Origin of the sequence: Variovorax defluvii (assembly GCF_039541515.1) — a bacterium.
Lineage (GTDB): Bacteria > Pseudomonadota > Gammaproteobacteria > Burkholderiales > Burkholderiaceae_C > Variovorax > Variovorax defluvii.
Genome location: NZ_BAABGJ010000009.1, coordinates 38,049 through 60,774, shown reverse-complemented (window position 1 = coordinate 60,774; position 22,726 = coordinate 38,049). Strand labels below are relative to the sequence as shown.

The 22,726-nt window shown below is 63.9% G+C and carries 22 protein-coding genes; 4 read left to right on the top strand and 18 right to left on the bottom strand.

Annotation, left to right across the window (positions count from 1 at the left end; translation table 11 throughout):
• Window positions 1-2: 2 nt before the first annotated feature.
• From ABEA07_RS05355 to ABEA07_RS05325, 7 genes are read right to left on the bottom strand one after another with little or no spacing between them, the layout of a single operon-like run.
• Window positions 3-779 carry a LamB/YcsF family protein gene (locus tag ABEA07_RS05355; RefSeq protein WP_345536373.1) on the bottom strand — a complete coding sequence of 259 codons (777 nt, stop codon included), beginning with the start codon at window positions 777-779 and terminating at the stop codon, window positions 3-5.
• Window positions 780-815: 36 nt separating this feature from the next.
• Window positions 816-1,790, bottom strand: coding sequence for a 5-oxoprolinase subunit C family protein (locus ABEA07_RS05350; protein WP_345536371.1), 975 nt, complete (start codon window positions 1,788-1,790; stop codon window positions 816-818).
• A complete protein-coding gene (gene pxpB / locus ABEA07_RS05345) occupies window positions 1,787-2,449 on the bottom strand; it encodes a 5-oxoprolinase subunit PxpB (RefSeq protein ID WP_345536370.1) in 663 nt (220 codons plus the stop codon). Before pxpB ends, ABEA07_RS05350 begins: the two co-directional genes overlap by 4 nt.
• A gap of 21 nt (window positions 2,450-2,470) precedes the next feature.
• On the bottom strand, window positions 2,471-3,454 hold the full coding sequence (locus ABEA07_RS05340) for a Bug family tripartite tricarboxylate transporter substrate binding protein (protein WP_345536368.1): 984 nt from the start codon (window positions 3,452-3,454) through the stop codon (window positions 2,471-2,473).
• A 53-nt stretch (window positions 3,455-3,507) separates the two neighbouring features.
• Window positions 3,508-4,485 carry a Bug family tripartite tricarboxylate transporter substrate binding protein gene (locus ABEA07_RS05335; protein WP_345536366.1) on the bottom strand — a complete coding sequence of 326 codons (978 nt, stop codon included), beginning with the start codon at window positions 4,483-4,485 and terminating at the stop codon, window positions 3,508-3,510.
• A 44-nt stretch (window positions 4,486-4,529) separates the two neighbouring features.
• Window positions 4,530-5,933 carry an amidase gene (locus tag ABEA07_RS05330; protein ID WP_345536365.1) on the bottom strand — a complete coding sequence of 468 codons (1,404 nt, stop codon included), beginning with the start codon at window positions 5,931-5,933 and terminating at the stop codon, window positions 4,530-4,532.
• Complete coding sequence (locus ABEA07_RS05325; protein ID WP_345536364.1) at window positions 5,930-6,601, bottom strand: RraA family protein; 672 nt, start codon at window positions 6,599-6,601, stop codon at window positions 5,930-5,932. Before ABEA07_RS05325 ends, ABEA07_RS05330 begins: the two co-directional genes overlap by 4 nt.
• 101 nt (window positions 6,602-6,702) lie before the next feature.
• Between ABEA07_RS05325 and ABEA07_RS05320 the strand changes: the two genes are divergently transcribed.
• On the top strand, window positions 6,703-7,641 hold the full coding sequence (locus ABEA07_RS05320) for a LysR family transcriptional regulator (RefSeq protein ID WP_345536363.1): 939 nt from the start codon (window positions 6,703-6,705) through the stop codon (window positions 7,639-7,641).
• A gap of 76 nt (window positions 7,642-7,717) precedes the next feature.
• Here ABEA07_RS05320 and ABEA07_RS05315 read toward each other — a convergent pair whose 3' ends face one another.
• From ABEA07_RS05315 to ABEA07_RS05295, 5 genes are all read right to left on the bottom strand, one after another.
• Window positions 7,718-8,689, bottom strand: a complete 972-nt coding sequence (locus ABEA07_RS05315) for a Bug family tripartite tricarboxylate transporter substrate binding protein (protein WP_345536362.1) — start codon at window positions 8,687-8,689, stop codon at window positions 7,718-7,720.
• 39 nt (window positions 8,690-8,728) lie between these two features.
• Entirely contained in the window at window positions 8,729-12,214 is a 3,486-nt protein-coding gene (locus tag ABEA07_RS05310) for a pyruvate carboxylase (RefSeq protein WP_345536361.1), read from the bottom strand.
• Window positions 12,215-12,433: 219 nt separating this feature from the next.
• Complete coding sequence (locus ABEA07_RS05305; protein WP_345536360.1) at window positions 12,434-13,072, bottom strand: 4-carboxy-4-hydroxy-2-oxoadipate aldolase/oxaloacetate decarboxylase; 639 nt, start codon at window positions 13,070-13,072, stop codon at window positions 12,434-12,436.
• A 61-nt stretch (window positions 13,073-13,133) separates the two neighbouring features.
• Window positions 13,134-14,117 carry a Bug family tripartite tricarboxylate transporter substrate binding protein gene (locus ABEA07_RS05300; RefSeq protein WP_345536359.1) on the bottom strand — a complete coding sequence of 328 codons (984 nt, stop codon included), beginning with the start codon at window positions 14,115-14,117 and terminating at the stop codon, window positions 13,134-13,136.
• Between the two features lie 36 nt (window positions 14,118-14,153).
• Window positions 14,154-14,837: an RraA family protein gene (locus ABEA07_RS05295; protein ID WP_345536358.1), complete on the bottom strand. Its 684-nt coding sequence runs from the start codon at window positions 14,835-14,837 to the stop codon at window positions 14,154-14,156.
• 73 nt (window positions 14,838-14,910) lie between these two features.
• On the opposite strand from ABEA07_RS05295, the gene ABEA07_RS05290 reads away from it, so the two are divergent.
• A complete protein-coding gene (locus ABEA07_RS05290) occupies window positions 14,911-15,822 on the top strand; it encodes a LysR family transcriptional regulator (protein WP_345536357.1) in 912 nt (303 codons plus the stop codon).
• Here ABEA07_RS05290 and ABEA07_RS05285 read toward each other — a convergent pair.
• From ABEA07_RS05285 to ABEA07_RS05275, 3 genes are read right to left on the bottom strand one after another with little or no spacing between them, the layout of a single operon-like run.
• Entirely contained in the window at window positions 15,808-17,064 is a 1,257-nt protein-coding gene (locus ABEA07_RS05285) for a pyridoxal phosphate-dependent aminotransferase (protein ID WP_345536355.1), read from the bottom strand. The genes ABEA07_RS05290 and ABEA07_RS05285 overlap by 15 nt on opposite strands.
• Window positions 17,061-17,726 carry an RraA family protein gene (locus ABEA07_RS05280; RefSeq protein WP_345536353.1) on the bottom strand — a complete coding sequence of 222 codons (666 nt, stop codon included), beginning with the start codon at window positions 17,724-17,726 and terminating at the stop codon, window positions 17,061-17,063. Before ABEA07_RS05280 ends, ABEA07_RS05285 begins: the two co-directional genes overlap by 4 nt.
• A complete protein-coding gene (locus ABEA07_RS05275) occupies window positions 17,723-18,391 on the bottom strand; it encodes an RraA family protein (RefSeq protein ID WP_345536352.1) in 669 nt (222 codons plus the stop codon). Before ABEA07_RS05275 ends, ABEA07_RS05280 begins: the two co-directional genes overlap by 4 nt.
• 105 nt (window positions 18,392-18,496) lie before the next feature.
• Between ABEA07_RS05275 and ABEA07_RS05270 the strand changes: the two genes are divergently transcribed.
• Complete coding sequence (locus ABEA07_RS05270; protein ID WP_345536351.1) at window positions 18,497-18,760, top strand: hypothetical protein; 264 nt, start codon at window positions 18,497-18,499, stop codon at window positions 18,758-18,760.
• 55 nt (window positions 18,761-18,815) lie between these two features.
• Window positions 18,816-19,142, top strand: coding sequence for an SDR family oxidoreductase (locus ABEA07_RS05265; protein ID WP_345536350.1), 327 nt, complete (start codon window positions 18,816-18,818; stop codon window positions 19,140-19,142).
• 78 nt (window positions 19,143-19,220) lie between these two features.
• On the opposite strand, the gene ABEA07_RS05260 is transcribed toward ABEA07_RS05265, so the two are convergent.
• The 3 genes from ABEA07_RS05260 to ABEA07_RS05250 all read right to left on the bottom strand — a co-directional run bounded on the left by ABEA07_RS05260 (window position 19,221) and on the right by ABEA07_RS05250 (window position 22,723).
• Window positions 19,221-20,369, bottom strand: a complete 1,149-nt coding sequence (locus ABEA07_RS05260; protein ID WP_345536349.1) for a pyridoxal phosphate-dependent aminotransferase — start codon at window positions 20,367-20,369, stop codon at window positions 19,221-19,223.
• Between the two features lie 177 nt (window positions 20,370-20,546).
• The gene (locus ABEA07_RS05255) at window positions 20,547-21,917 is read right to left on the bottom strand and encodes a dihydroorotase (RefSeq protein ID WP_345536348.1); all 1,371 of its coding nucleotides are present in this window, start codon (window positions 21,915-21,917) and stop codon (window positions 20,547-20,549) included.
• Between the two features lie 56 nt (window positions 21,918-21,973).
• Window positions 21,974-22,723, bottom strand: coding sequence for an MFS transporter (locus ABEA07_RS05250; RefSeq protein ID WP_345536346.1), 750 nt, complete (start codon window positions 22,721-22,723; stop codon window positions 21,974-21,976).
• Window positions 22,724-22,726 lie beyond the last annotated feature (3 nt).

Genomic DNA, 22,726 nt, shown 5'->3' with positions numbered 1-22,726 from the left:
CGTCACGCGAAGGGCTTGATGGCGATGCCGGCCTCCGTGAGCCGCGTCCGGATCGCCGCGGCCATCTGGATGGCGCCGGGGCTGTCTCCGTGCACGCAGATCGATCCGATCTCCATCGGCAGCAGCGTACCGTCCATGGTTTCCACGCCGCCTGCATGGACCATGCGCAGCACACGCGCGGCCACTTCTTCGCAATCATGCAGGACCGCGCCGGGCAGCTTGCGCGACACCAGCCGACCTTCGGCGGTGTACGCGCGGTCGGCGAAGATCTCCGCACAGGTGCGCAGCCCCATCTCCTTCGCGATGCGCGTCGCGTGGCCGTCGGGGAAGGTGAGCAGAACCAGTTCGCGATCCACGGCGGCAATCGCCCGCACGATGGCACCGGCCACCGTCTCATCCACCTGCGAGAGATTGCCCAGTGCGCCGTGGGGCTTCACGTAGGTGATCGGGTGGCCCACATAGGTCGAGATCCCCTTGGCGGCGCCGACCTGGTAGGCGACGAACTGCTCGATCTCCGTCGCCGAGAAAGGCAGCTCTCGACGGCCGAATCCCCAGAGATCGGGGTAGCCGGGATGCGCTCCGACCGCCACGCCGAGCTCCTTGGCGCGCGAAAAGGTCCGCGCCATGATGTGCGGATCGCCGGCGTGCATCCCGCAGGCGACGTTCGCAGAACTCACGATCTCGAGAATGGCGTTGTCATCGCCCATCTTCCAGGCGCCGAAGCCTTCGCCCAGGTCGGAGTTCAGGTCCACGGAGCGCGTTGCGCTTGTCGGATTCATGGGTGCTTCCTTGATGGTCTTGAGAAATGGTGGTGCTCATGGGCGATGCGCCACGAGCGCGAGGCCCTGCCGGATGCGGTCCTGCTCGCGGCCCTGCTCGCGGATGGCGGCCACCGCGGCCTCGTGGTCCACCAGCTCGAACCGAACGCGCTGCCCGGGCCGAAGCTGGGCGAGCCGCCAGAGATCCGGATCGATGACGTTGGCAATCTTGGGATAGCCGCCGCAGGTGTTCGCCTCGGCCATCTGCACGATCGGCATCCCGGAGGGCGGTACCTGCACCGTGCCCGGCACGATGCCGTGCGAAAGCAGTTCCAGGGGATGCGTTGTCTTCAGGGCTTCGCCATCGAGGCGATAGCCCTGACGGTTGCAATCGGGCGTGAGTCGATACTCGGTCCGCTGGAACGCGGAGCGCGCGTCCTCGCTGAAGTGCTCGTATTCGGCCGAGGCAAGCGCGCGGATCCTCACCGTGCCGGCCGTCATCTCGTCGGCAAAGTGCAACCGGGAGGGCGGTGCGATGCCGAACGAAGGTGCATTGCCCCGACCGCCTGCTGCACCCAGCGCAAGCCGGTCCGCTTTGCGCAAGCCGCGGCCTTCCAGCCCTCCGAAGCCACTCTTCAAGTCCGTCGAACGCGACCCGAGAACCGGCGGCACGTCGATCCCGCCTGCGATCGCCAGGTAGACCCTCGCGCCCTGCGAAGGCGGCGCGATCGTGAGCACATCGCCCGCCACGGCTTGCGCCGCCCACCAGCTCGGATGCTTCCGCTCCCGGAGTTCCAGCGTCGCGACGGCCCCCGTACACGCAAAGCACGCAGCCTCGTGGAACTTGAGCTTGAAGGGGAAGATGCTGATCTCGATGCCCGCTGCCGAGGCATCGTTCCCGACCATCCAGTTCGCCATCGAGAGCGCCGGCCCATCCATCGCGCCTGCGCCGCACACGCCGAGGCCAAGATGCGCCGATCGCCCGAGGTCCTGCACGAGGTTCAATGCACCATTGCTGAGGATCTCGATCATGGCTTCGCGCCTCGCGCGGTGAAGCGGATGCGATCGCCCGGCGAAAGCAGGCAGGGTTCGGCGCGTGAGGGGTCGAACATGTGGAGTTCGGTCATGCCCAGCGCATGCCAGCCCGAAGGCATGTCCATCGGGATCACACCCGTCTGAGAACCGCCGATCGCCACCGTCCCCTTGGGGATGCGGGGGCGTGGCGTCGTGTGCCGCGGCATGGCAAGCCCCGGCGGCAGGCCGACCAGGTAAGCGAAACCGGGAACCGAACCGATGCAGGCCACGTGATACTCCGCCGAGGTGTGGAGTCGGATCACCTCTTCCACGCCAAGTCCGGCATGCCTGGCCACGTCCTCCAGCTCGGACCCGGGCGACATGTCGTAGGCCACCGGCACCTCCATCAGGCGTCCGCTTTCTTCACAGGGCTGCGAGGCTTCCCACGCTTGCTGCACCTCAGCGGCGAGTGCCTCCGGGCGAACCTGCAGCGGGTCGAATGTGACCAGCACGTTGTTGACGCCGAGCACCGCGCTGCCCACGCCTTCCAGTTGCCGCAGCCGGCCGGCCTCTCCGGCGAAGGACCACAGGCGCTTCTGCGTCGGAAGGCTGAACGGTCCGTCGGAAACGTCCAGCAGGAGACCACCGGTGCCGCAGGAATGAATGCGAGAACTCATCGCGATGTCGGGTTGGCAGGATCAGTCGGCCTTGATCCCGGCCTCGTCGATGACCTTCTTCCACTTCGCGCCTTCGGCGCTCACGATCGGCGCCACGCGGGACGCAGCGCCACCGACGAGCTCGATGTCCATCTCGGCCAGCCGGTCCTTCATGTCCTTCTCGTTCAGGACCGCGTTGATGGACTGGTTCAGCTTCTCGACGATGTCCTTCGGCGTGCCGGCAGGCGCCACCATGGCGTACCAGAGGTAGATTTCGAAATTCTTCATGCCCTGGGAGTCGGCGACGGGCGCGAGTTCGGGATAGCGCTGGTTGCGCGACGGCGACGTGACGGCCAGTGCCTTCAGCTTGCCGGCCTTGACCAGCGGCATGGCCTCCGAGACAAGGGCGATCATGACGTCGATGTTGCCGGCCATCAGGTCCTGCAGGGCGGGCGCGCCTCCCTTGTAGGGAACATGGACCGCATGGACACCGGCCGCCCGCTTGTAGAGCTCCATGGCCAGATGGCTGGGCGCGCCGCTGCCGGCCGAGCCGTAGCTGATCTTTCCCGGATGCGCCTTCAAGTAGGCCGTCAGCTCCTCCATGTTCCTCACCGGCAACTGCGGGCTGACGACCACGACACTGGCGATCCTGGACACCGGCAGGATGGCAGCGAAATCCTTCGCGGGGTCGTACTGCAGCTTCCCAAAGAGCGAGGGGTTGATAGCCAGCCCGATCGTCGTCGCCAGCATGACGGTATAGCCGTCCGCTGGCGACTTGGCGACGGTCACCGCCCCCACCTGCTCCGAGGCGCCGGGCTTGTTCTCTACGACCACGGGCTGCCCGAAGCGTTCGGAAAGCTTCTGGCCGATCATCCGGGCCATCGCATCGGTCGACCCGCCGGGCTGGTACGGGACGATGATGCGAACGGGTTTGCTCGGGAAATCGCTGGCGGATGCGAGCGATGCGGCAAGCGGTGTGCACGCCACCAGCGCCAGGGCCAGTGCACGACGGGCGATCGAAATCATGATGATGCGGTCCAGGTTGAGGGCAGGGATCGGAAAACGCTTGCGGGCGCCGGCTACTGCTGAGGGATGTTGAGGTCCTTGATCAGCTTGGCGTAGAACTCCGACTCGGATCGGATGAACGCACCGAACTCCGCGGCCGAACCGCCGGCGGGATAGAGACTGATCTCGGTGAGCTGCTTCTGGACGTCCGGCGCGGACAGCACCTTCTGCGAGGCTGCATTCAGCTTCTGGACGATGGCGGGCGGGGTGCCGCCCGGCGCGAGCAGGCCCATCCAGTAGACCGCCTTGAAGTTCGGGATGCCGGCCTCGGCCACCGTGGGTACGTCCGGCAGCGAGGGCAGGCGCTTGTCGCTGGTCACCGCCAATGCCTTCAGCTTGCCGCTCTTCACGTAGGGCACTGCAGTGGGAGACGTCTCGAACATGAGGTCGACGTGCCCGCCAACCAGGTCCGCGAGCGCCGGCGCACCGCCCTTGTAGGCGACGTTGACCATGTCGGTTCCCGTGGCGCTCATGAAGATGCGCGCGGACAGGTCTTGCGGATTGCCGATGCCGGAGGTTCCGAAGCTGAGCTTGCCCGGGTTGGCCTTCAGGTAGGTAACCAGTTCCGGCAAGGTTTTCGCAGCCACCTTGTTGGTGTTGACGATCAGGACGTTGGGCTGATCCGCCACGCGGATGATCGGTGCCAGATCCTTCAACGGATCGAAGGGAAGCTTCTGGAACAGGTGCGCATTGGTGGCGAGGCTGAACGGCGCCATGACGAGCGTGTAGCCATCCTTCGGCGACTTGGCCACCAGGTCCATGCCGATGTTGCCGCTGGCGCCCGGCCGGTTGTCGACGATCACGGGCTGGCGCAGCTCATCGGAGAGCTTCTGGCCGAGCAGCCGCGCGACCATGTCGATGCTGCCGCCCGGCGGGAACGGAACGACCATGCGGATCGGCTTGGTCGGGTAGTCGTCGGCGGCCATGGCGTTGCCGCCGAAGCCCGCTGCCAGCGCAAGGGCTGCGGCAAGTGTGCGAATCAGGGTTTTCATGATGACTACAGGCTTGAGTTGAGGAACTTGAGGATGAGACGGGCCTACCGGCCGCTGCTCTCGGCGGTCCAGCGGCGCTGGTGCCATGAAGTGCACGCCTGGTAGCCGCGCGCCACGCCGAGCACGCGCGCATCAGCATCCGTACGGCCCGCAATCTGCAGGCCGATCGGCAGGCCGTTGTCGTCTTCTCCCATCTGGACCGAAATGCCGCAGAGGTCCAGCAGGTTTCCGATGCGGGCGTACCGCACGGGTGGATTCGTGTGGTCGACGCTCTCGAGAGGGCGTGCGGTCCACTGGGACGTGGGCGTGAGAAAGACATCCAGATCCCCGAGGGAATGAGAGAACAGCCGCTTAAGTTCCGCACGTCGCCTGCAGGCGTCGACATACTTCGTCGCGCTGATCCTGGCGCCGGCGAGGATCCGCGGTCGCACCGAAGCATCCATCCGCAGGGACTCGTCGGCCGCAAGATGGCCCCAGCTCGCCGCGGCCTCGGACAGCATGATGGTGCTCGACACGTCGGCCAGTTCGTCGAAGGTGGTCGGCAGCACGAGCTGCTGCAGATGCGCCCCCTGTTCGCGGAAGGTATCGAGCGCATGCCCATAGGCACGGTGGATCTCGGGCTGCAGGCCCTCGAGGTCCGCCGAGCCGAGATAGCCGACGCGCAGGCCCCGCAGCGAAGGGTTGGCGCCTGACTGAAGTTCCGCTGGCGGGAACGCCTGCGCATCGCCGGTCAGCGTGGCGAACATCAGGGCCGCGTCTTCGGCGGTCTGCGCGAGCACGCCCACGCTGTCCAGCGTCGTGCTCAACGGCACCACGCCTTCGCTGGACAGCCGTCCGATCGTGGGCTTGAAGCCGGTCACGCCGCACAGCGAGGCGGGCACGCGCACGGAGGCCCCGGTATCGGTGCCGATGGTGAGCGGGACCATGCCGGCTGCGACCGCCACCGCAGAACCGCTGCTGGAGCCGCCCGGGGAAAGGTGCGCCTTGCCGCCCCAGGGGTTGCGCGGTGCACCCATGTATTCGTTGGCACCCCAGGCCCCCAGCGCGAACTCGACCATGTGCGTCTTGCCCACGATGACCGCGCCGCAAGCGAGAAGACGCTGCGTGATCCACGCATGGGCCGTGGCCACCTGGCTCGCGAGCAGGGTCGAACCGGCCGTGCTGGCACGGCCCGCCACATCGACGTTGTCCTTCAAGGCGACCGGGATGCCGTGCAGCGGGCCAAGCCAGTCGCCGGCGCGGATCTGATTGTCCGCAGCCTGGGCGGCCAGCAAGGCCTCCTTCGCGTAGATGCCGACGAAGGCATGCATCCGGCCATCCAGCTGCTCGATGCGCTGCAGCGCGTACTCGGTGAGATCGACCGAGCTGCACACCCCGGAGCGCAGCATCTCGCCCATCGAGACCAGGCTCGGAAAACCTTCGGCGAGGATCTGCGAGGCCAGCTTCATGCCTGCGCTCCCATGGCCTTGGCGATCAGGGTCGAGGTGCCCATGATGTCCGGATACTTCTCGCCTGCGTCCAGTCGCTTCAGCGTGAGCTTCTCGTCGCTCATCATCTTCAACGCGCGCCGTGCGCTGGCTTCGATGTCGGCGACAGGCAGGACGAGAACGCCGTTCTCATCCGCCACGATCGCGTCGCCCGGCTTGACCGCGACGCTTCCGCAGGTGACCGGCACGCAGAATTCGCCGCCGACTCCGAGGCTCTTGACGGTGACCGCCGAAGTGCCCTTCGACCACACGGGTACGCCGTACTGCCGCAGTTCCCCGAGATCCGTGACCAGGCCGTCGACGATGATGCCGGCCACGCCCGCGACCTTCGCCGCGTAGGCGACCGCGCCGCCGAGCGTCGCAATCGTTTCGTCGCCGCAGCGATCGATCACGACGAAGTCCCCGCGCCGCGCCTTGCCGACGGCGTAGTGGACCATGGACCCGTCCATCCCCGGCACGCGCACCGTGATCGCAGTGCCCGCGACGCGGCGGTCCTGGAAGTGGGCCCGGATGGATGGCGACATGAAGCCCGTATGCCGGAAGTGTCCGATCACGGCAGGTTCGGCGGAAGCAAGCAGATCGAGGAGCGCGGGATCGATTTGCGGCGGGAGATCGTTCAGGACAAACAAGATGGATTCCCTGGTGTGGCTGTGGAGGTGCAGCGGACTTTAGGAGTCGCTTGCCATCGCGAAAAGACACAAATCTGGACCCCGGGCTATAAACTAAATTGATGTTGCGCATCACATTCCGGCAGTTGGAGGCGTTCTACTGGGCCACGACCCTCGGTACCGTCAATGCGGCGGCCAAGCATCTGTTCGTCAGCCAGCCGGCGATCACCGCACGCGTGAAGGAACTCGAAGAGATCCTCGGCATCGCGCTCCTCAGCAGAAGCCAGCAGGGCGTGCAGCTGACGCCCGCTGGCCGCGCAGTCCTCGAGCACGCGCAGCGCCTGTTGAAGTTGGGCGGAGAGCTCGAGAAGTGCGGGCAGCACGAGGTTCCTCCACTCGACGGCGTGCTGCGCATGGGCGCGGACGAGACGTCCGCCGCCGTGGCCGTGTCCGAGTTCCTTCGCCAGCTGAAAGTCCGCTATCCCAGCTTGCAGGTCGACCTGAGCATCGAGCGCAGCAAGGTGCTGCATGAGAAGCTCAACCGGCGCGAACTGGACGTCGCGCTGCAGACCAGTCCCGTCGCGCGCCCTCACGTGGCCGATGAACTGCTGGGCTGGGTCCAGGTCGCGTGGGTGGCCGGAGCTTCCGTGGAGCTGGCGCACCTGCCCTTCTCTCCCGGCGACGCGGCCTCGGTGCCGCTGGTGACGAGTCCACAGCCGTCCATCCTCCACTACGTCGCCAAGGATTGGCTCAGCAAGTCAGGCACCGACCTGCATCAGCTCAGCACCTGCAATTCGCTCGAGATGATCGTGAAACTCGTGCGCGACGGGCACGCGATCGCTGCCTTGCCGGTCCCGGTCGTTCTGGATCACCTGAAGCAGGGCACGCTCAAGCTGGTCGAGTCGGAGCCGCCCTTGCCTCCCATCGCGTACTACGTGTCCTACCTGGTCGAGAAACAGCCGGCCGGCGTCGGGGTCGTCGTCGAACTGGCGCGAGCGGTTCTCGAGTCGGCGCAGTTCTTCATCGACGGACCGCGAGCGGCTGCGGACTACTTTTCTTAGAAGGCCGAGGTCGTCCGGTCAGGCAGGAGCAATGAGGGCGAGCGAGCATGGCATCGTCTGGCTGGAGAGGCACGTGTCAATCCAGGGTCGCGCCGGTCAACTTGACCAGGCCCGAGTACCGATCCAGCTCCGACTTCCAGAAGGCAGCAAAGCCGGCCGCATCGGCTGGCCGCAACTCCGCACCCAGGTCCGTCAGCCGCTTGCCGAGTTCTCCGGACTTGAAGGCGGCCTGGACGGCGGCATTGACCTTGTCGACCACTGGTGCCGGCGTACCGGCCGGTGCGGCCACCCCATACCAGGCATTCATGGTCATTCCCTTGATCCCCAGTTCCTCGAAGGTGGGCACCGAGGGCAGCATCGGATGACGCTTGCCCGAGGCCACCGCAATCGCGCGGATCTTGCCACCTTTGATCTGTCCATAGGCGCCCGTGTCGAGCATGTAGTCCACCTGCCCGGCCATGACGTCCGTCAGTGCCGGAGAACTGCCCTTGTACGGCACGTGGATCACGTCGACCTTGGCGATTGACTTGAACAGTTCGCCGGCCAGATGGGCAGAGTTGCCGACGCCGCCGGAGGCACAGGACAGCTTGCCGGGCGCGGCCTTGGCAGCCTGGACGATGTCCTGCGGCGACTTGAAAGGGGAAGCCGCCGCCACCACCATCACGCTCGGAATGATGCCGAGCGAGGCCACCGGCGCAAAGTCCTTGAGCGGATCGAAACCGGTCTTCTTGTACAGGTAGGGATTCGCCGAATTGGTCGAACTGGTTGCCAGCAGAAGCGTGTAGCCATCGGCGGGCTGGCGAACGAACTGCTGCGTGCCGATGTTTCCGCCGGCGCCCGCGATGTTGTCGACCACGACGCTTTGCCCCAGTTCGACGCGCAATCCTTCGGCGACCGCCCGGCCCACGGCATCAGCAGCGCCGCCGGCCGGCCAAGGAACGATCAGACGGATGGGCTTGCTCGGATAGGCCTGGGCCAACGCGGCCGAACCCAGCGCCGCGAACGCGACGCCAACAATGCAACGCTCGATCAGCATGTTTTGAAACATGAGAGTCCCCTTGATTAAAAGTAGTGGCTTGCGCGGCCCTCAGGCACGCCACACGATCAGAAGATCCTTGGCCTGGACCTGATCGCCGGGTTTGACCAACACGCGCTCGATGACGCCCTCGCGCTCGCAGATGATGTGGGTTTCCATCTTCATGGCTTCCAGCGACAGCAGAGTGGCACCGGCCTGCACCGTCTGGCCTGCGGACACCGGCACGGTAACGATGGTCCCTGGCATGGGCGCACCCACTTGCAGCAAGTTGCCGATCTCGGCCACCTCGCGCTGCGTCTGATGGGCCGTGCTGGCGCGCCACACCGGTGTCATTCGTGACTGGCCGTTCAGCTCGAACTGCACCTTCGCGACGCCGGCGCCCTCGTCCTCATGAATGCCCTGAAGGCTCACCAGCAACGTCTTACCAGGGTCGATCTCCACCGCCACCTCGTCGCCGGCGCGCAGGCCGTAGAAGAAAGTGGGCGTCGGCAGCACCGACACGTCGCCATGTTGGACCAGGTGCTGATGGAACTCGCGCGTCACTTTGGGGTACATGAGCGAACTGGCGAGCTGACGGTCGTCCAGCGGCATCCCCGCCTCCCGTTCGGCCTGGGCACGCGCAGCCTCCAGATTCACCGGAGGCAGAAGGTCACCGGGCCGGTAGACGCCTGGCGGCGGGGCATCCGCAGCGAGCTTCAACACCTTGCGCGACAGCGCCACGGGAAAACCGTCCGGCGGAAAGCCCAACTCGCCCTTGAACAGCGACACCACCGATTCGGGAAAGGTAACCTCATGTGCAGGGTCGCTCACCTGCGCGGGCTTGAGGTCGTTGGCCACCATCATGAGCGCCATGTCGCCTACCACCTTGGAGGTGGGCGTCACCTTGACGATGTCGCCGAACAGTCGGTTCACGTCCGCATAGGTTTGCGACACCTCGCCCCAGCGGTGCTCCAAGCCCATGGTTCGGGCCTGCTCGCGCAGGTTCGTGTACTGGCCGCCGGGCATCTCGTGACGATAGACGTCTGCGGTGCCGGCGCGAATATCGCTTTCGAAGGGAGCATAGAAGCGGCGCACGCCTTCGAAGTAGGTAGAGGCAGCATGCAGCGCATGGGAAGACAAGCCCGGATCGCGATCGGTGTGCGCCAGCGCGGCGGCAATCGCAGACAGGTTGGGTTGAGAGGTGAGCCCGCTCATGGCATCCAGCGCACCATCTACCGCATCGCAGCCGGCCTCCACCGCAGCCAGTACCGAAGCGGCGGCAATGCCGCTGGTGTCGTGGGTATGGAAGTGCACCGGCAGGCCGGTTTCTTCCTTCAGCGCCTTGACCAATACGGCCGCAGCGCGCGGTCGGCAGATGCCGGCCATGTCCTTGATGGCCAGGATATGCACTCCTGCCTTCTGCAGTTCCCTCGCGATGCCGGTGTAGTACTGCAGGTTGTACTTGGGCCGCGCCGGGTCGAACAGATCGGCGCTGTAGCAGATGGCGCCTTCACACAGCGCGCCGGCTTCCAGCACGGCGTCGATAGACACTCGCATGTTCTCCACCCAGTTCAGCGCGTCGAACACGCGGAACAGGTCGATGCCTGCGGTCGCCGCCTGCTGGACGAAGTAGCGCACGACGTTGTCCGCATAGCTGGTGTAGCCGACGCCATTGGCGCCCCGCAGCAGCATCTGGAACAGGATGTTGGGCACGCGCTCGCGCAGCTGCGCCAGCCGCTGCCAAGGGTCTTCCTTGAGGAAGCGCATGGCCACATCGAAGGTCGCGCCACCCCAGCATTCGAGTGAGAAAAGTTGTGGTAGCTCGTGCGCGTAGAACGGGGCGATCGGCAGCATGTCGGCTGTGCGCATGCGAGTGGCGAGCAAGGACTGATGCGCGTCGCGCAGTGTCGTGTCGGACACGAGCACCGGCTTGCTGTCCAGCATCCATCGGGTGAACTCTTTCGGGCCTAGCGCCTTGAGGCGGTCGCGGCTGCCAGACGCCGGCGTAACGTCCAATTTGGCGCGGGGCAGAACCGGCTTTGGAAACGGCAATTGGGGCATCTGGCGGCCCTTCATTTCAGGGTTGCCGTTGACCGTCACATCGGCCATGAAAGACAGCAGCTTGCTTGCGCGATCGCGCCGCTTGGTGAACTCCAGCAGCTCGGGTGTGGTGTCGATAAAGCGCGTGGTGACGGTGCCGGCGGCAAAGTCCGGGTGATTGATCACGTTCTCCAGGAACTGCAGATTGGAGGCCACCCCGCGGATGCGGAACTCGCGCAGCGCGCGGTCCATTCGCTGGACCGACTCGGCCGCCGTTGGGGCCCAGGCCGTCACCTTGACCAGCAGCGAGTCGTAGTAAGGCGTGATCACGGCACCGCTGTAGGCGGTGCCTTCATCGAGGCGAATGCCGAGCCCGGCCGCGTTCCGATAGGCGGACAGCCGACCATAGTCAGGGAGGAAGCCGTTCTCCGGGTCTTCCGTGGTGATACGGCACTGCAGCGCTGCTCCGTTCAAGCGGATCTGCGCTTGCCGCGGCACACCGCTCGCGCAGCCTTCGGGGCCGTCCTCGCTCATACCAATGCGGCCTCCCACGCTAATGCGCAACTGAGCTTTGACGATGTCCACGCCTGTGATCAACTCGGTGACGGTGTGCTCAACCTGGATGCGCGGATTGACCTCGATGAAGTAGAACTGGCCGGTGTCGGCATCCATCAGGAACTCAACGGTCCCAGCATGGGTGTAGTTCACCGCCTTCATCAACCGGATGGCGCTTTCGCACAGGCCTTGGCGCTGGACCTCATCGATATAGGGAGCGGGGGCGCGCTCCACCACCTTCTGATTGCGCCGCTGCACGGTGCAGTCACGCTCGAACAGATGCACGACGTTGCCGTGGCGGTCGCCCAGGATCTGCACCTCCACGTGTCGCGCGCGCTGCACCAGCTTCTCGAAATAGACCTCGTCGTTGCCAAAGGCGGCCAGCGCTTCGCGGCGGGCGGACGCGAGGGCGACCTCCAACTCGGCCTCGCCGCTGATCACGCGCATACCGCGCCCGCCGCCGCCCCAGCTGGCCTTGAGCATGACGGGGTAGCCGATGCCGACGGCCAGCCGCTTGCATTCCTCCAAATCGCGCGAAAGCGGAGGCGTCGCCGGCATCACTGGCACGCCGGCCGCCACTGCGGCGTTGCGCGCCGCCACCTTGTTGCCTAGCTTGCGCATCACTTCAGGGCGAGGGCCTACCCATTCGATACCGGCGTCGATCACCGCCTGAGCGAAGTCAGGGTTCTCGGACAGGAAACCGTAGCCGGGGTGAATGGCATCGACCTTGGCAGCGCGGGCGACGCGCAACACATCATCGATATCCAGATATGCTTGCAACGGCTTCTTGCCCTCGCCCACCAGGTAGCTCTCGTCCGCTTTGAACCGGTGCAGCGCCAGCCGATCCTCGCTTGAGTAGATCGCGACTGTGCGCATGTTCATTTCGGACGCCGCACGCATCACGCGGATGGCGATCTCGGAACGGTTGGCGATGAGGACTGATCTGATCACTTGCGAGCTCATCGAATCCCTTGTTCCCTTGCCTCACGGAGTTGCGGCGCATCGGTGACGTCCCGTATGGGCCGCCAGTGATCCCATTCGCATGCCGCCGAACCTTCTGCGACTCTGGGGCGATCAGAGTCGAGCAAACCGGCTTCGGGCGGGCTTTGCCGCCTTGGCGAGGAACCAATGTCGTTCGAGCAGTTCATATGTTCGTCAAAGAGCGCTCACGTTGAAAGCACTTCAGTTGAAGCCGAAGCGGCGCAGCGTGTCCGTAAGGCCGAGCAGATCAGCTGTAAAGGCGCCCGCCTCAATAGCCTTTCGTTGCTGGGCTTCCTTGTCCTCGCGCGCGAGGCTTCTGGCTATGGCAGAGGCGACTTCAGCTTGCGGGACCACGACCAAGCCATCGCGGTCACCGACGATGAAGTCGCCAGGATGGATCAGAACGTCACCGATGGTGATCGGCACGTTGATCTTGCCTGGCTGGTTCTTGGCGGTGCCCTTGATCGACAAGCCTCGGCAGAACACCGGAAAGCCGAGATCGATGATGAGATTCGCGTCGCGCACGCAGCCATTGATCACGAGCCCGGCGATACCGACCTTCATCGCCTGGATCGTGAGCACGTCGCCCCACGGGCCGGCTTCCATGAAGCCCTTAGCATCGACAACGAGCACGTCGCCTGGCTTCGCTTTCTGAACCGCGTAGTGCAGCATCAGGTTGTCCGCCGGACGGCAATCGACGGTGAACGCGGGTCCGGCAAGACGCACCGTCGGATCAATAGGCTTCATGCCATGGTCGAGTGCACCCTTCGCGCCCTGCGCCTCGTAGATGGTGGCTGCGCCGAGGTCACGCAGCTGGGAAACTTGTTCGGAAGTAGCCAAGGAAATCTCCAGAGAGGCATCAGGGATGGCGCGGCGAACCCCGCACGAAGTTGAAGGCCGTTCAGTCGACCTTCGCACCGGACCGCTTCACCAGCGATTCCCAGTAAGGAAGTTCCTTCGCGATGAACCGGCTGAATTGCTCGGAACTGCCCGCGACATCGCGGGAGCCCATGTCGGCGAGGCTCTTCGACACTTCCGGGCTCTTGAGCACCTTGAACAGGTCGCGATTCAGACGCTCGGTTAGCGCGGCAGGCGTTTTGGCGGGCGCAAAGATGCCGTACCAGTTCTCGACTACGAAGTTCGCGTAGCCGAGTTCCTTCATAGTCGGGACATCGGGGAGGCTCTTCGAACGCGTGCTGCCGGTCGTAGCTAGCGCCCGGATGCGCCCGCCTCCGCCCAATTGCGAAGCGATCGCCGTGGTCGTCTCGAAAGCAACGGGCACTTGCCCCGCAATCACGTCCTGCAGCGCTGGCCCCTGCCCGCGATACGGGATGTGGGTCATGTCCAACTTCATCTCGAGCTTCAGCATCTCGCCCATCAGGTGTTGCGGGCTGCCGCTGCCGCCCGAGGCAAAGCTGTACTTGCCTGGAGCAGCCTTGATCGCAGCGCTGAGCTGATCGACCGTCTTCGCGGACTCGGAAGCGTTGACGTACAGGACCAGCGGCACGGAAGCGACCTCGACGATCGGTGTGAGCGACTTCACTGGATCGAGGCGAAGCCTGTAGAGGTTGCGGTTGATCACGATTCCGGTGTTGTTGCCCAGCAGCAGCGTGCAACCGTCGGGTGGAGCGCCTGAAACGAACTCGGTCCCGATGTTGCTGCTGGCGCCACCCTTGTTATCCACGATGACGGTGGTGCCGAGCTCCTTCGCCAGGCCGGGCGCGACCAGGCGCGCAAGAATGTCTGTCGTGCCACCCGGCGGATAGGGCGAGACGATTTTCACGACCTTGCAGGGGTAGGCGGCTTGCCCCAGGGCGACGCCGGTAGTGGCGGCCAATGCCAATCCCAGCGCAGCGCGGCGGAAGATTCGGTGGGTCAGTTTCATGGGTTGTCTCCGGGGGGGCGAGGGATCGCGAGTTGACTACCCTGCGAGCGTCGTACGGGCTCGCTGCAAGGTGTGATACCCATATTTCTTTCGCGCTTCCGACAAATGCATACCAGTCATTGCCGCCTCTAGGATCTGCGCCTCTATCGCTCGCGTCTCCAGCGCCTTGACCAGCACCTCCTGCACCCGCTGATGCGGAACCACCACCACGCCGTCGTTGTCGCCGATCACCAGATCGCCGGGGCAGACTCGAACATCACCGAGTTGCACAGGTGCCTCGTAAGCCTCCACCTGCACGCGATCCTTGCCGGTCCGCATGAACTTCCCGCATGCATACAGCGGATAGCCCGCGGTGTCGGCCTCGGCGGTATCGCGACAAACGCCGTGCACGACCGTGCCACCAATGCGCTTGTGCGCGGCAAGCTGGCTCATGATGCCGCCCCAGACGGTGCAGTCCTCGCGCCCGCCGTTGTCCAGCACCGCCACGGTCCCGGGCGTCAGTCGATCGATAAAGTCTCCGACCGTCCCAGGCTTGAACCTGTCGATCGGTGCGAATCGGACCGTGAACGCACAGCCGAAAAGCTTCGCCGGCCCTGCGACGGGCTTGATGCCCAGTGCGCTGCCGGGCAGCCCGAAGAAGTCGAGTGCGTCCGAGACTTCTGCTGTCGACAGGGATTGGCTCTGCCGCAGCCACTCCGGTTCATGCGCTTCGGATGTCATCGATGTCTCCAATTGGGTCAGAGCATCGATGTTCAAGTAAACTCAAATCGAAATCAATCAACGAATTTTGACAATGAGTTCAGAAATCTTGAATCTGAAACCACTGAAGTACTTCTGCGAAGTGGTGGAGGCGGAGAACGCCAATCTCGCAGCCACCAGGCTTCATGTGGTGCCGGCCGCCGTCAGCATGCAGCTTGGGCATCTGGAAGCCCTCCTCGGCGGCAAGGTGTTCGACCGCACCAGTCGCCCCATGAAGCTGACGACGCTGGGCCACTTCCTGTACCCGAAAGCGAAGGCGCTGATCTCCGATGCGCAGCGCATGCTCGACGAGGCCAAGGATGTAGCGTCCGGTCATCTTGGCTGGCTCAGCATCGGCTTCACGCGCTCGACGATCTTCTCGGTTCTGCCGGATGCCGTGCGAACGATGCGCGCCGCCTTTCCCAAGGTGCGCATCGATCTGACGGAGATACTTACGGAGCATCAGGCCGAGGCCCTGCGCAGCGGCCTGATCCATGTGGGCCTGTCGCGCGCGATCGGACAACTGGCGCAGGAGGACGACCTCGACTACATCCCGCTGTTCGACGAAGCACTGATCGCTGCAGTGCCATCAGCCAGCGCGCTCGCCCGGCGGAAGTCCCTGGGCCCCGGCGACCTTGCCGCATCCACGTTCATCAGCTATCCGAAGGATCCCAACAGCAGCTTCGCGCGCCACGTCATCCAGGCATTGGAGAGCGCGGACGTCAAGGTGCGTGTGGGCTATGAAGCCAAAGAGATCCACACCGCGCTCGGCCTGGTAGCGGCGGGCTTGGGATTCACGCTGGTCGGAAAATCGGTCGCAGACAACAACAGGAGCGACATTGCCTTTCGCCCGGTGAAATGCCTCAAGGCGACGGCCAAGGTGTTCGCCATACGCAGGAAGGGCCCGCCGCACCAGATCGTGGACGCCTTTCTGGAAGTCGCCGTCAGACAATCACGCGAGAGGTGACGACGCGCTCCCCTTGACGCTCGCGAGCGACCGGCAAAAACCTTGTATGGCCTCGCACGCCCTTCGCAGCGACGCGTCATCCAGCGCATAGGCGATGCGGATGTACGGCCCGAGGCCGAAGGCACTGCCGTGCACGATGGCCACGCCGGCCTCATCCAGCAGGGCCATCGCGACGTCCTCGTCCGTGTGCAGCACCGTGCCGGCAGGCGTCGTCTTGCCGATCAGGCCCTCGCATGAAGCGAAGGCGTAGAACGCACCGGCGGGCACTTCACAGCCGAGGCCCGGTGTGTCGTTCAGCAGCTTCACCATCATGTCGCGCCGTTTCTGGAACACGGCGCGGCTGCTGTCGATGAAGTCCCGAGGCCCGGTCAGAGCCGCCACCGCAGCATGCTGCGAGATGGTGCAGGCTCCCGAGGTCTGCTGGCCCTGGAGCTTCTCCATGGCATCGAGCAGCCATTTCGGCCCCGTGCCGAAGCCGATGCGCCAGCCCGTCATCGCATAGGCCTTGGACACCCCGTTCATCGTCAGGGTGCGCTCTCGCAGGCGTGGCTCCACTTGCGCGATGGTGTGGAATGCGGCGCCATCGAAAATCAGGTGCTCGTAGATGTCGTCCGACAGCACCAGCACATGAGGACGTTCCAGCAGAACGTTGGCCAATGCCTGCAGTTCCGGCTGCGTGTAGACCGCACCGGTCGGGTTGGAAGGCGAATTGAGGATCACCCATCGGGTCCTCAACGTGATGGCATCCGCGAGCTTCTGCGGCGTGAGCTTGAAACCCGTCTCGCTGCCGCAAGGCACCACCACCGGCTTGGCGCCGCAGAGCTGGACCATCTCCGGATAGCTCACCCAGTACGGCGCCGGCACGATGACCTCGTCGCCTTCGTTGAGGGTCGCGGCCAAGGCGTTGTAGATCACCTGCTTGCCGCCGCTGCACACCAGGGTGTCCTGCCAGTCCACCTCCAGGCCGTTCTCGCGCCTGAACTTCATGGCGATGGACTCGCGCAAGGGGCGCAGGCCCGCGACCTGCGTGTAGCGCGTGTGGCCGGCACGGATCGCGGCAATTCCGGCTTCACGCACGTGTTTGGGCGTGTCGAAGTCCGGTTCGCCCGCGGACAGCGAGATCACGGAGGTGCCGACCGCCCGGTGCGCCGCCACGCGATCCATCACTCGATAGGTGGCGGAAGGCCGTGCGCTCTCCAGGTGGGCGTTCAGGCGCCGCAATTCGGACGCGGCCGCGCTCATCGGCTTTTCCTCTGCAGCGTGTGGTAGCCCAGAGCCTCACGTGCCTGGCCCAGCGTCCTGCCCTTCGCGATCTGCGCGCGAATCTCGGATTCCACGCCTTCGATCTTGTGGGCCAGTTCCGCCACCTCGCGCGCACGGCCACGAGGAACGATCACTGCGCCGTTCGCATCGGCCACGACGATGTCACGCGCGACGACCCGGGCCGTGCCGATCGACACCGGCATGTTGACCGACTCGACCTCGACCCGGTCCTTACCCGTGCGCATGAAACGTCCTTTCGTGAACATCGGATAGCCGTCGCCCAGCGCCTTGGACACATCGCGGCAGACGCCGTCGATCACGGTGGCGCCGATCTTCCGAATGCCGGCGTACTGGGTCATGATGTCGCCCCAAACGGTGCAGTCGGTGCGCCCGCCGTTGTCGATCACGATCACATCGCCTTCGGCTACGTCGTCGATGAAGTCGCCGACCGTCCCGGGGGGCGTGGAGGCCGACACGTACTTGACGGTGAAGGCGGGTCCTACGACGACCTGCTTGTAGTTGTCCAGCGGCGCGATGCCCAGGCACTGGCCCGGCAACCCCAGCTTGTCCATCGCGTCCGAGACGCCGGGGGTATCCAGTCCGTCGAAGAGATCGACAAGTTCCTTGTCTTGTGCGTTCATTTTCCGGCTCCTTGATTGATGGCTTCGAATTCCTTGTCGTGCATGACCTCGGCGACCGAGCGGCCCGCGCGTACCGCCTGCACCATGGCGTCCTGGCGGCGTGCGATGCGCTCGCCCAGGTCGAGGACTTCCTTGATGCGCGCCGCCGGAACGAACACGGCGCCGCATCGATCCGCGATCACGTAGTCGTCCTGATTCACCGTCACGCCGGCCATCTGCACCGGCTTGCCGGAATCGACCTGCACGACCCGGTTGCGCGCGCTGATCATGGTCACGCCGCGGCCATAGACGGGATAGCCGATGGATTCGCTGCCCTCGATGTCGCGGCTCAGGCCGTCGATCACAGAGCCGCGGATGTTCCGCGCCACGGCGGCGTTGGCCAGGATGTCGCCCCAGCAGGAGATCCCGTCGACGCCGCCGGCGATGACCAGCACCCGATCGTTGCTCGTGACCTCCGCGATGACGGGGGAGATCAGGTGCACGGTCGGCTTGGCGTCGGTCTTGGGGCCGAGCTGGATGGTGCTGGCGCGGCCCACGATCTTGGGGCAGTTCCACAGGGGGCGCAGTCCGTAGGTCGCGCCGGGCAATTGGAGGAAGTCGAGCGCGTCGGAGACTGTGTTGGTGTCCAGCGCCGCCAGGCGGTCAAGCAGCGAATGTGAGGTCATGGGGTAGCAGGAAAAAGAGGGTTGGGGGAGCCGGGGCCTTCACTTTGGCTCCGGGCCATTGATCTGTAAATTCCGAATCTCGGAACCCATCCATACGTTCAACCTATGGCTGCAGTTGAGCTTCTGTACGTCGGCTCGATGAAGGAAGACGCCTTCCTCATCGTCATCCCGCTGGCACCGCGCTGCGCGTTCGTTTATTTCGGCAACCACAGGACTTGGGAAAACCTGCAAAAGCAGAGCGATGCCGCTTTCGCTAAGCGCGTCAACTTTGAAACGGTGTCGACCTCGGCGCGATACGTCTTTGCGGCGGACGATCGGCAGGCTGAGTTCGTGGCGAAGCATCTGGGCTCCGCCTTCTCTGGCGACTAGAACTCAGCGCGCGCAGACTTCTTCTCAACAGGCGCCGCCCCAGTTGAGGATCAGCATGGCGACCAAGCTATTTGCGACCCGGCTGGGCGAGCATGGTATCGGCGTGTTCGAGATCCGGCCTGGGGTGATCCGCACAAGCATGACGGCCGTCGCAGCAGCGGACTACGAGAAGCGGATCGCCGAAGGGTTGTCGCCAATGCCGCGATGGGGCGAGGGACAGGATGTCGGGCGCGCAGTCGCTGCGCTGGCAAGCGGTGCCTTTGGCTTCAGCACGGGGGATGCAATCCATGTGGACGGCGGATTGCACATCCAACGCCTGTGCGACGAGATCGACAGTCCCAACGTGCCGCAACGGTTCCGGGGCGCGGTCGCGTCGAAATGACTGCTCATGCTGCAACGAGCAGTCTTTGACTCTCACCTGCGCTAACGCTTTCACCCGAGATTTCAGGCATGGCCCCTGTCAGGACAACTTTTCACAGGCCGACTTGATGCCTGAGCAAGCCGTCTCCAAGCGCTCACTCGAGGTGGCAAAGGAGATGCGAAAGTACGGAGCGAGACCGAAGGCGCTACCCGGAACCGTGGCAACGCCGGCATCCTCGATGAGCCACATCACGAAGTCGGCATCGGTTTCGATGACCCGGCCATCGGGGCGCTTGGCGCCGATCAGCGCCGCGCAGGAGGGGAATAGATAGAACGCCCCGTCCGGCTTTCGGCAGCTCAGTCCGTCGATGGCGTTCAGCGCCCCAAGGCAAAGATCGCGGCGCTGGCGGAAGGTCTCGTTGCGCTCGGCCAAAAATTCCAGCGGCCCATTGAGTGCGGCCAACGCCGCGGCCTGGCTGACCGAACTGGGATTCGAGGTGCTTTGCGATTGCAGCGTCGCCATCGCCTTGATGATGTCCGTCGGCCCTCCCGCGAAACCGATGCGCCAACCCGTCATCGCATAGGCTTTGGAGACGCCATTGCAGGTGAGCACCCGGTCCATCAGTCGCGGCTCCACCCCCGCGATCGTGGCGAATTCCCACCCGTCATAGCGCAGATGTTCATACATGTCGTCGGTGAGGACGAGTACGCGCGGATGCTCCAACAGAACTTCGGCGAGCGCCTTGAGATGGGCTGCGGAGTAGCCCGCCCCCGTCGGATTGCTGGGCGAATTCAGAATCAGCCATTTTGTGCGGGGAGTGATCGCGGCGCGCAAACTCTCGGCAGTCAGCAGGAAATTTTCCGTCTCGGGACAGGGAACGATGACTGGCACGCCGCCGGCAAGCCGCGTCATATCGGGATACGAGACCCAGTAGGGCGCGGGGATGATCACCTCGTCGCCCTCGTCCAGCGTGGCCAGCAGTGCGTTGTAGAGCACCTGCTTGCCACCAGTGCCGACGCTGATCTGCGATAGGCTATAGCTCAGGCCGTTCTCGCGGCGAAACTTATCGACGATCGCCTGTTTCAGCTCGGGCGTGCCATCGACATCGGTATAGCGGGTCTGTCCCGCTTCAATCGCCGCCTGCGCGGCCCGTCGGATATGTGCAGGCGTGTCGAAATCGGGTTCACCCTGTGTCAGGCCGATGATTTCCTTGCCTTGGCGGCGCAGCTCATTGGCAAGGTGGGTCATCGCAATCGTCGGTGAAGGTTTCACTGCAGAAAGACGCGCGGACAAACGCGAGTTATTCAAGCCAGGTGAGAAACGGGGCATAGCAGACTCTGGAGAAAAGGGGAGTTGGTAGGTGCTGAGAGGAAGGGACCGTTCGATGCGGGCATCGTTGCCCTCCAAAAAACGGGGAACCGACGATTACTTGTGCTCGAACCACGAGGTCTTACCGCGTGGGACATACTGCCCGGAGCCGGGAACGTTGATGACATCCTCGCCGTCCCATGCAAGAGCACCGCGTAGATAGCAGCGTGAGACGGTGACACTGAACGCGCGGCCGTCAAAGGGGCTCCAACGCAGCTCGTCATGAGCTCTCTCGGAATTCCAGACCTGCGATCGTTTGGACAGGATCGCGAGGTCTGCATCCGCACCCAGCCTGATCGCCCCCTTCTTCGGCCAGAGCCCGAAGAATTTGGCTGGACGCTCGCATAGCTGCTGGACGGTCAGGACCGCTGCGTCCAGCCCGCGCTGTTCGGCGCCGGTGTAGAAGGCTGGCAGCAATGTCTCCAGTCCTGGTACGCCTGCGCCGGCATCGAAGATCGAGGGCGTGAACTTATTGTCAATGGGCCAACTGGAATGATCTGAGCTGACAAAGGCCACCCGTCCGGCCAGCACCTCGCGCCACAGCGGCTCGATCAGGCCTGGGCGGATCGGCGGGTTCACCTTCATCCGAGCACCCAGCACTTCGCCATCAGTTTCAGGATCGAACCACAGGTAGTGCACGCACAGTTCACCTGTCGCGCGAAAGCCGTCCGCCACGTAATGGTCGACCAGTTGGTAACCGCGTGGCGTCGTCAGGTGGACGATATGCGCGTGCGCCCCGATGGCAGCGCCCAATTCCAGGAACTGCGCCGTCGCCGCGAGCTCGGCTGCCGGGGGACGGCTTTCCGAATGGACAGCGAGGCCATTGCGTCCCTCTGTTTTGGCCTTCGCAATGAGAGAGCGGACAATCTCCTGATCTTCGTTGTGCACACCCAACGGGATGTCCGTATCGGCCAATGCGCTGAAGATCGAATAAATCTGATCTGTGGCAATACGCGGGAAGCGCGTAGGACTGCTTTCGAAAGTTGAGATCTTGAATGCCGCGATACCGCCCTCAATCAATGGCGCGATATCTTCCGTGGTCTGCCCCGGAAGGACAGTGCCATAAAGTGCCACATCAGAATATGCGTGCTCCTGGATCGCCGCGATCTTGGCCGTCAGGCGTTCAGTGCTATTAAGTGGGTTGGGATTGTCATAGGGCATGTCCACGATCGTCGTCACACCGCCCGCAATGGCCGAGCGTGTTGTAGAGCGAATTCCGAGTAACCCACCTGCGCTGCAGGCATGAGTTTGCCCGTCGATAACCCCCGGGATGACAACACCGTTGGTCACATGGTGAGATTGCGCGGCATCGGCAGGCGTTCCAGTGCCGATCGCGGCAATCTTGCCACCCGAAACAGCTATCCAACAGTCTTCCACAAGGCCTTCGGGCAATACGGCAGGCCCGCTTATCACAAGGTCATATTTCATTCTCTATTCCTTCTATACCCCAAAATCCAGAGCGTGCCAATCAAGTAAATCAACCGCTAGATTGCCCGACTTCTCAACACTGACTCACGCAATTCAAGCCTTGTATCCGGAAGAATCAGCAAACATCCGATCACTCCAGTCACGCTCCCGGCCAATGCATAGAGAACTGGAGCCAGCGTTACGCCGGTAGATTGAATAAGCCAAGTGACAATGAATTGTGCAAATCCACCAAACACCATCACCGACAGGTTGTAGCAAATAGCCAAGCCAGAAGAACGCACCTTGGTCGGAAATTGTTCCCCCAGCGCAGTAGAGAACGGGCCAAGGAAACCACCAAGAAAGATGCTGAGCACCGTGTACACAAGAATAAGATTGGCAAGCACAGGGGCCGATTGAACCCAGGTGAACAGCGGATATATGAGCAAGGCGTACGGCACCAAAGAAGCCAGCATCACAACTTTGCGCCCATACCGATCGGACAATGCGCCGGCAACCAGCACTGTGGCGATGAAGGCTATGAGCCCGATGGCTTGGGCCTTGAATGCGTCTTGCAGATGAATATTAAATTGGCGAGCGACGAACGTCGGCATGTAAATTATGAAGGTATATACCGATGCAGTGGCACAGGTTGTAAGGGCCAAATTCGCGGCGATGGCTCTGGGGTACTTGGCAAGGGTTGCTCGCAAATTTGTCGTCTCACCCTTAGCGCGCGCCTCCACGGACTCTTCAGGCTCCTCTAGGTGTCGACGAATCCACCAGCCTAAAGGCGCAATCAGCAATCCGATTACGAACGGGATGCGCCACATTCC

What these genes read in the sequence shown, in the direction of transcription:
- ABEA07_RS05355 (WP_345536373.1), bottom strand. Translation starts at nt 779, where the DNA reads ATGAATCCGACAAGCGCAACGCGCTCCGTGGACCTGAACTCCGACCTG.
- ABEA07_RS05350 (WP_345536371.1), bottom strand. Translation starts at nt 1,790, where the DNA reads ATGATCGAGATCCTCAGCAATGGTGCATTGAACCTCGTGCAGGACCTC.
- pxpB (WP_345536370.1), bottom strand. Translation starts at nt 2,449, where the DNA reads ATGAGTTCTCGCATTCATTCCTGCGGCACCGGTGGTCTCCTGCTGGAC.
- ABEA07_RS05340 (WP_345536368.1), bottom strand. Translation starts at nt 3,454, where the DNA reads ATGATTTCGATCGCCCGTCGTGCACTGGCCCTGGCGCTGGTGGCGTGC.
- ABEA07_RS05335 (WP_345536366.1), bottom strand. Translation starts at nt 4,485, where the DNA reads ATGAAAACCCTGATTCGCACACTTGCCGCAGCCCTTGCGCTGGCAGCG.
- ABEA07_RS05330 (WP_345536365.1), bottom strand. Translation starts at nt 5,933, where the DNA reads ATGAAGCTGGCCTCGCAGATCCTCGCCGAAGGTTTTCCGAGCCTGGTC.
- ABEA07_RS05320 (WP_345536363.1), top strand. Translation starts at nt 6,703, where the DNA reads ATGTTGCGCATCACATTCCGGCAGTTGGAGGCGTTCTACTGGGCCACG.
- ABEA07_RS05315 (WP_345536362.1), bottom strand. Translation starts at nt 8,689, where the DNA reads ATGTTTCAAAACATGCTGATCGAGCGTTGCATTGTTGGCGTCGCGTTC.
- ABEA07_RS05310 (WP_345536361.1), bottom strand. Translation starts at nt 12,214, where the DNA reads ATGAGCTCGCAAGTGATCAGATCAGTCCTCATCGCCAACCGTTCCGAG.
- ABEA07_RS05300 (WP_345536359.1), bottom strand. Translation starts at nt 14,117, where the DNA reads ATGAAACTGACCCACCGAATCTTCCGCCGCGCTGCGCTGGGATTGGCA.
- ABEA07_RS05295 (WP_345536358.1), bottom strand. Translation starts at nt 14,837, where the DNA reads ATGACATCCGAAGCGCATGAACCGGAGTGGCTGCGGCAGAGCCAATCC.
- ABEA07_RS05290 (WP_345536357.1), top strand. Translation starts at nt 14,911, where the DNA reads ATGAGTTCAGAAATCTTGAATCTGAAACCACTGAAGTACTTCTGCGAA.
- ABEA07_RS05285 (WP_345536355.1), bottom strand. Translation starts at nt 17,064, where the DNA reads ATGAGCGCGGCCGCGTCCGAATTGCGGCGCCTGAACGCCCACCTGGAG.
- ABEA07_RS05280 (WP_345536353.1), bottom strand. Translation starts at nt 17,726, where the DNA reads ATGAACGCACAAGACAAGGAACTTGTCGATCTCTTCGACGGACTGGAT.
- ABEA07_RS05275 (WP_345536352.1), bottom strand. Translation starts at nt 18,391, where the DNA reads ATGACCTCACATTCGCTGCTTGACCGCCTGGCGGCGCTGGACACCAAC.
- ABEA07_RS05270 (WP_345536351.1), top strand. Translation starts at nt 18,497, where the DNA reads ATGGCTGCAGTTGAGCTTCTGTACGTCGGCTCGATGAAGGAAGACGCC.
- ABEA07_RS05265 (WP_345536350.1), top strand. Translation starts at nt 18,816, where the DNA reads ATGGCGACCAAGCTATTTGCGACCCGGCTGGGCGAGCATGGTATCGGC.
- ABEA07_RS05260 (WP_345536349.1), bottom strand. Translation starts at nt 20,369, where the DNA reads ATGACCCACCTTGCCAATGAGCTGCGCCGCCAAGGCAAGGAAATCATC.
- ABEA07_RS05255 (WP_345536348.1), bottom strand. Translation starts at nt 21,917, where the DNA reads ATGAAATATGACCTTGTGATAAGCGGGCCTGCCGTATTGCCCGAAGGC.
- ABEA07_RS05250 (WP_345536346.1), bottom strand. Translation starts at nt 22,723, where the DNA reads ATGTGGCGCATCCCGTTCGTAATCGGATTGCTGATTGCGCCTTTAGGC.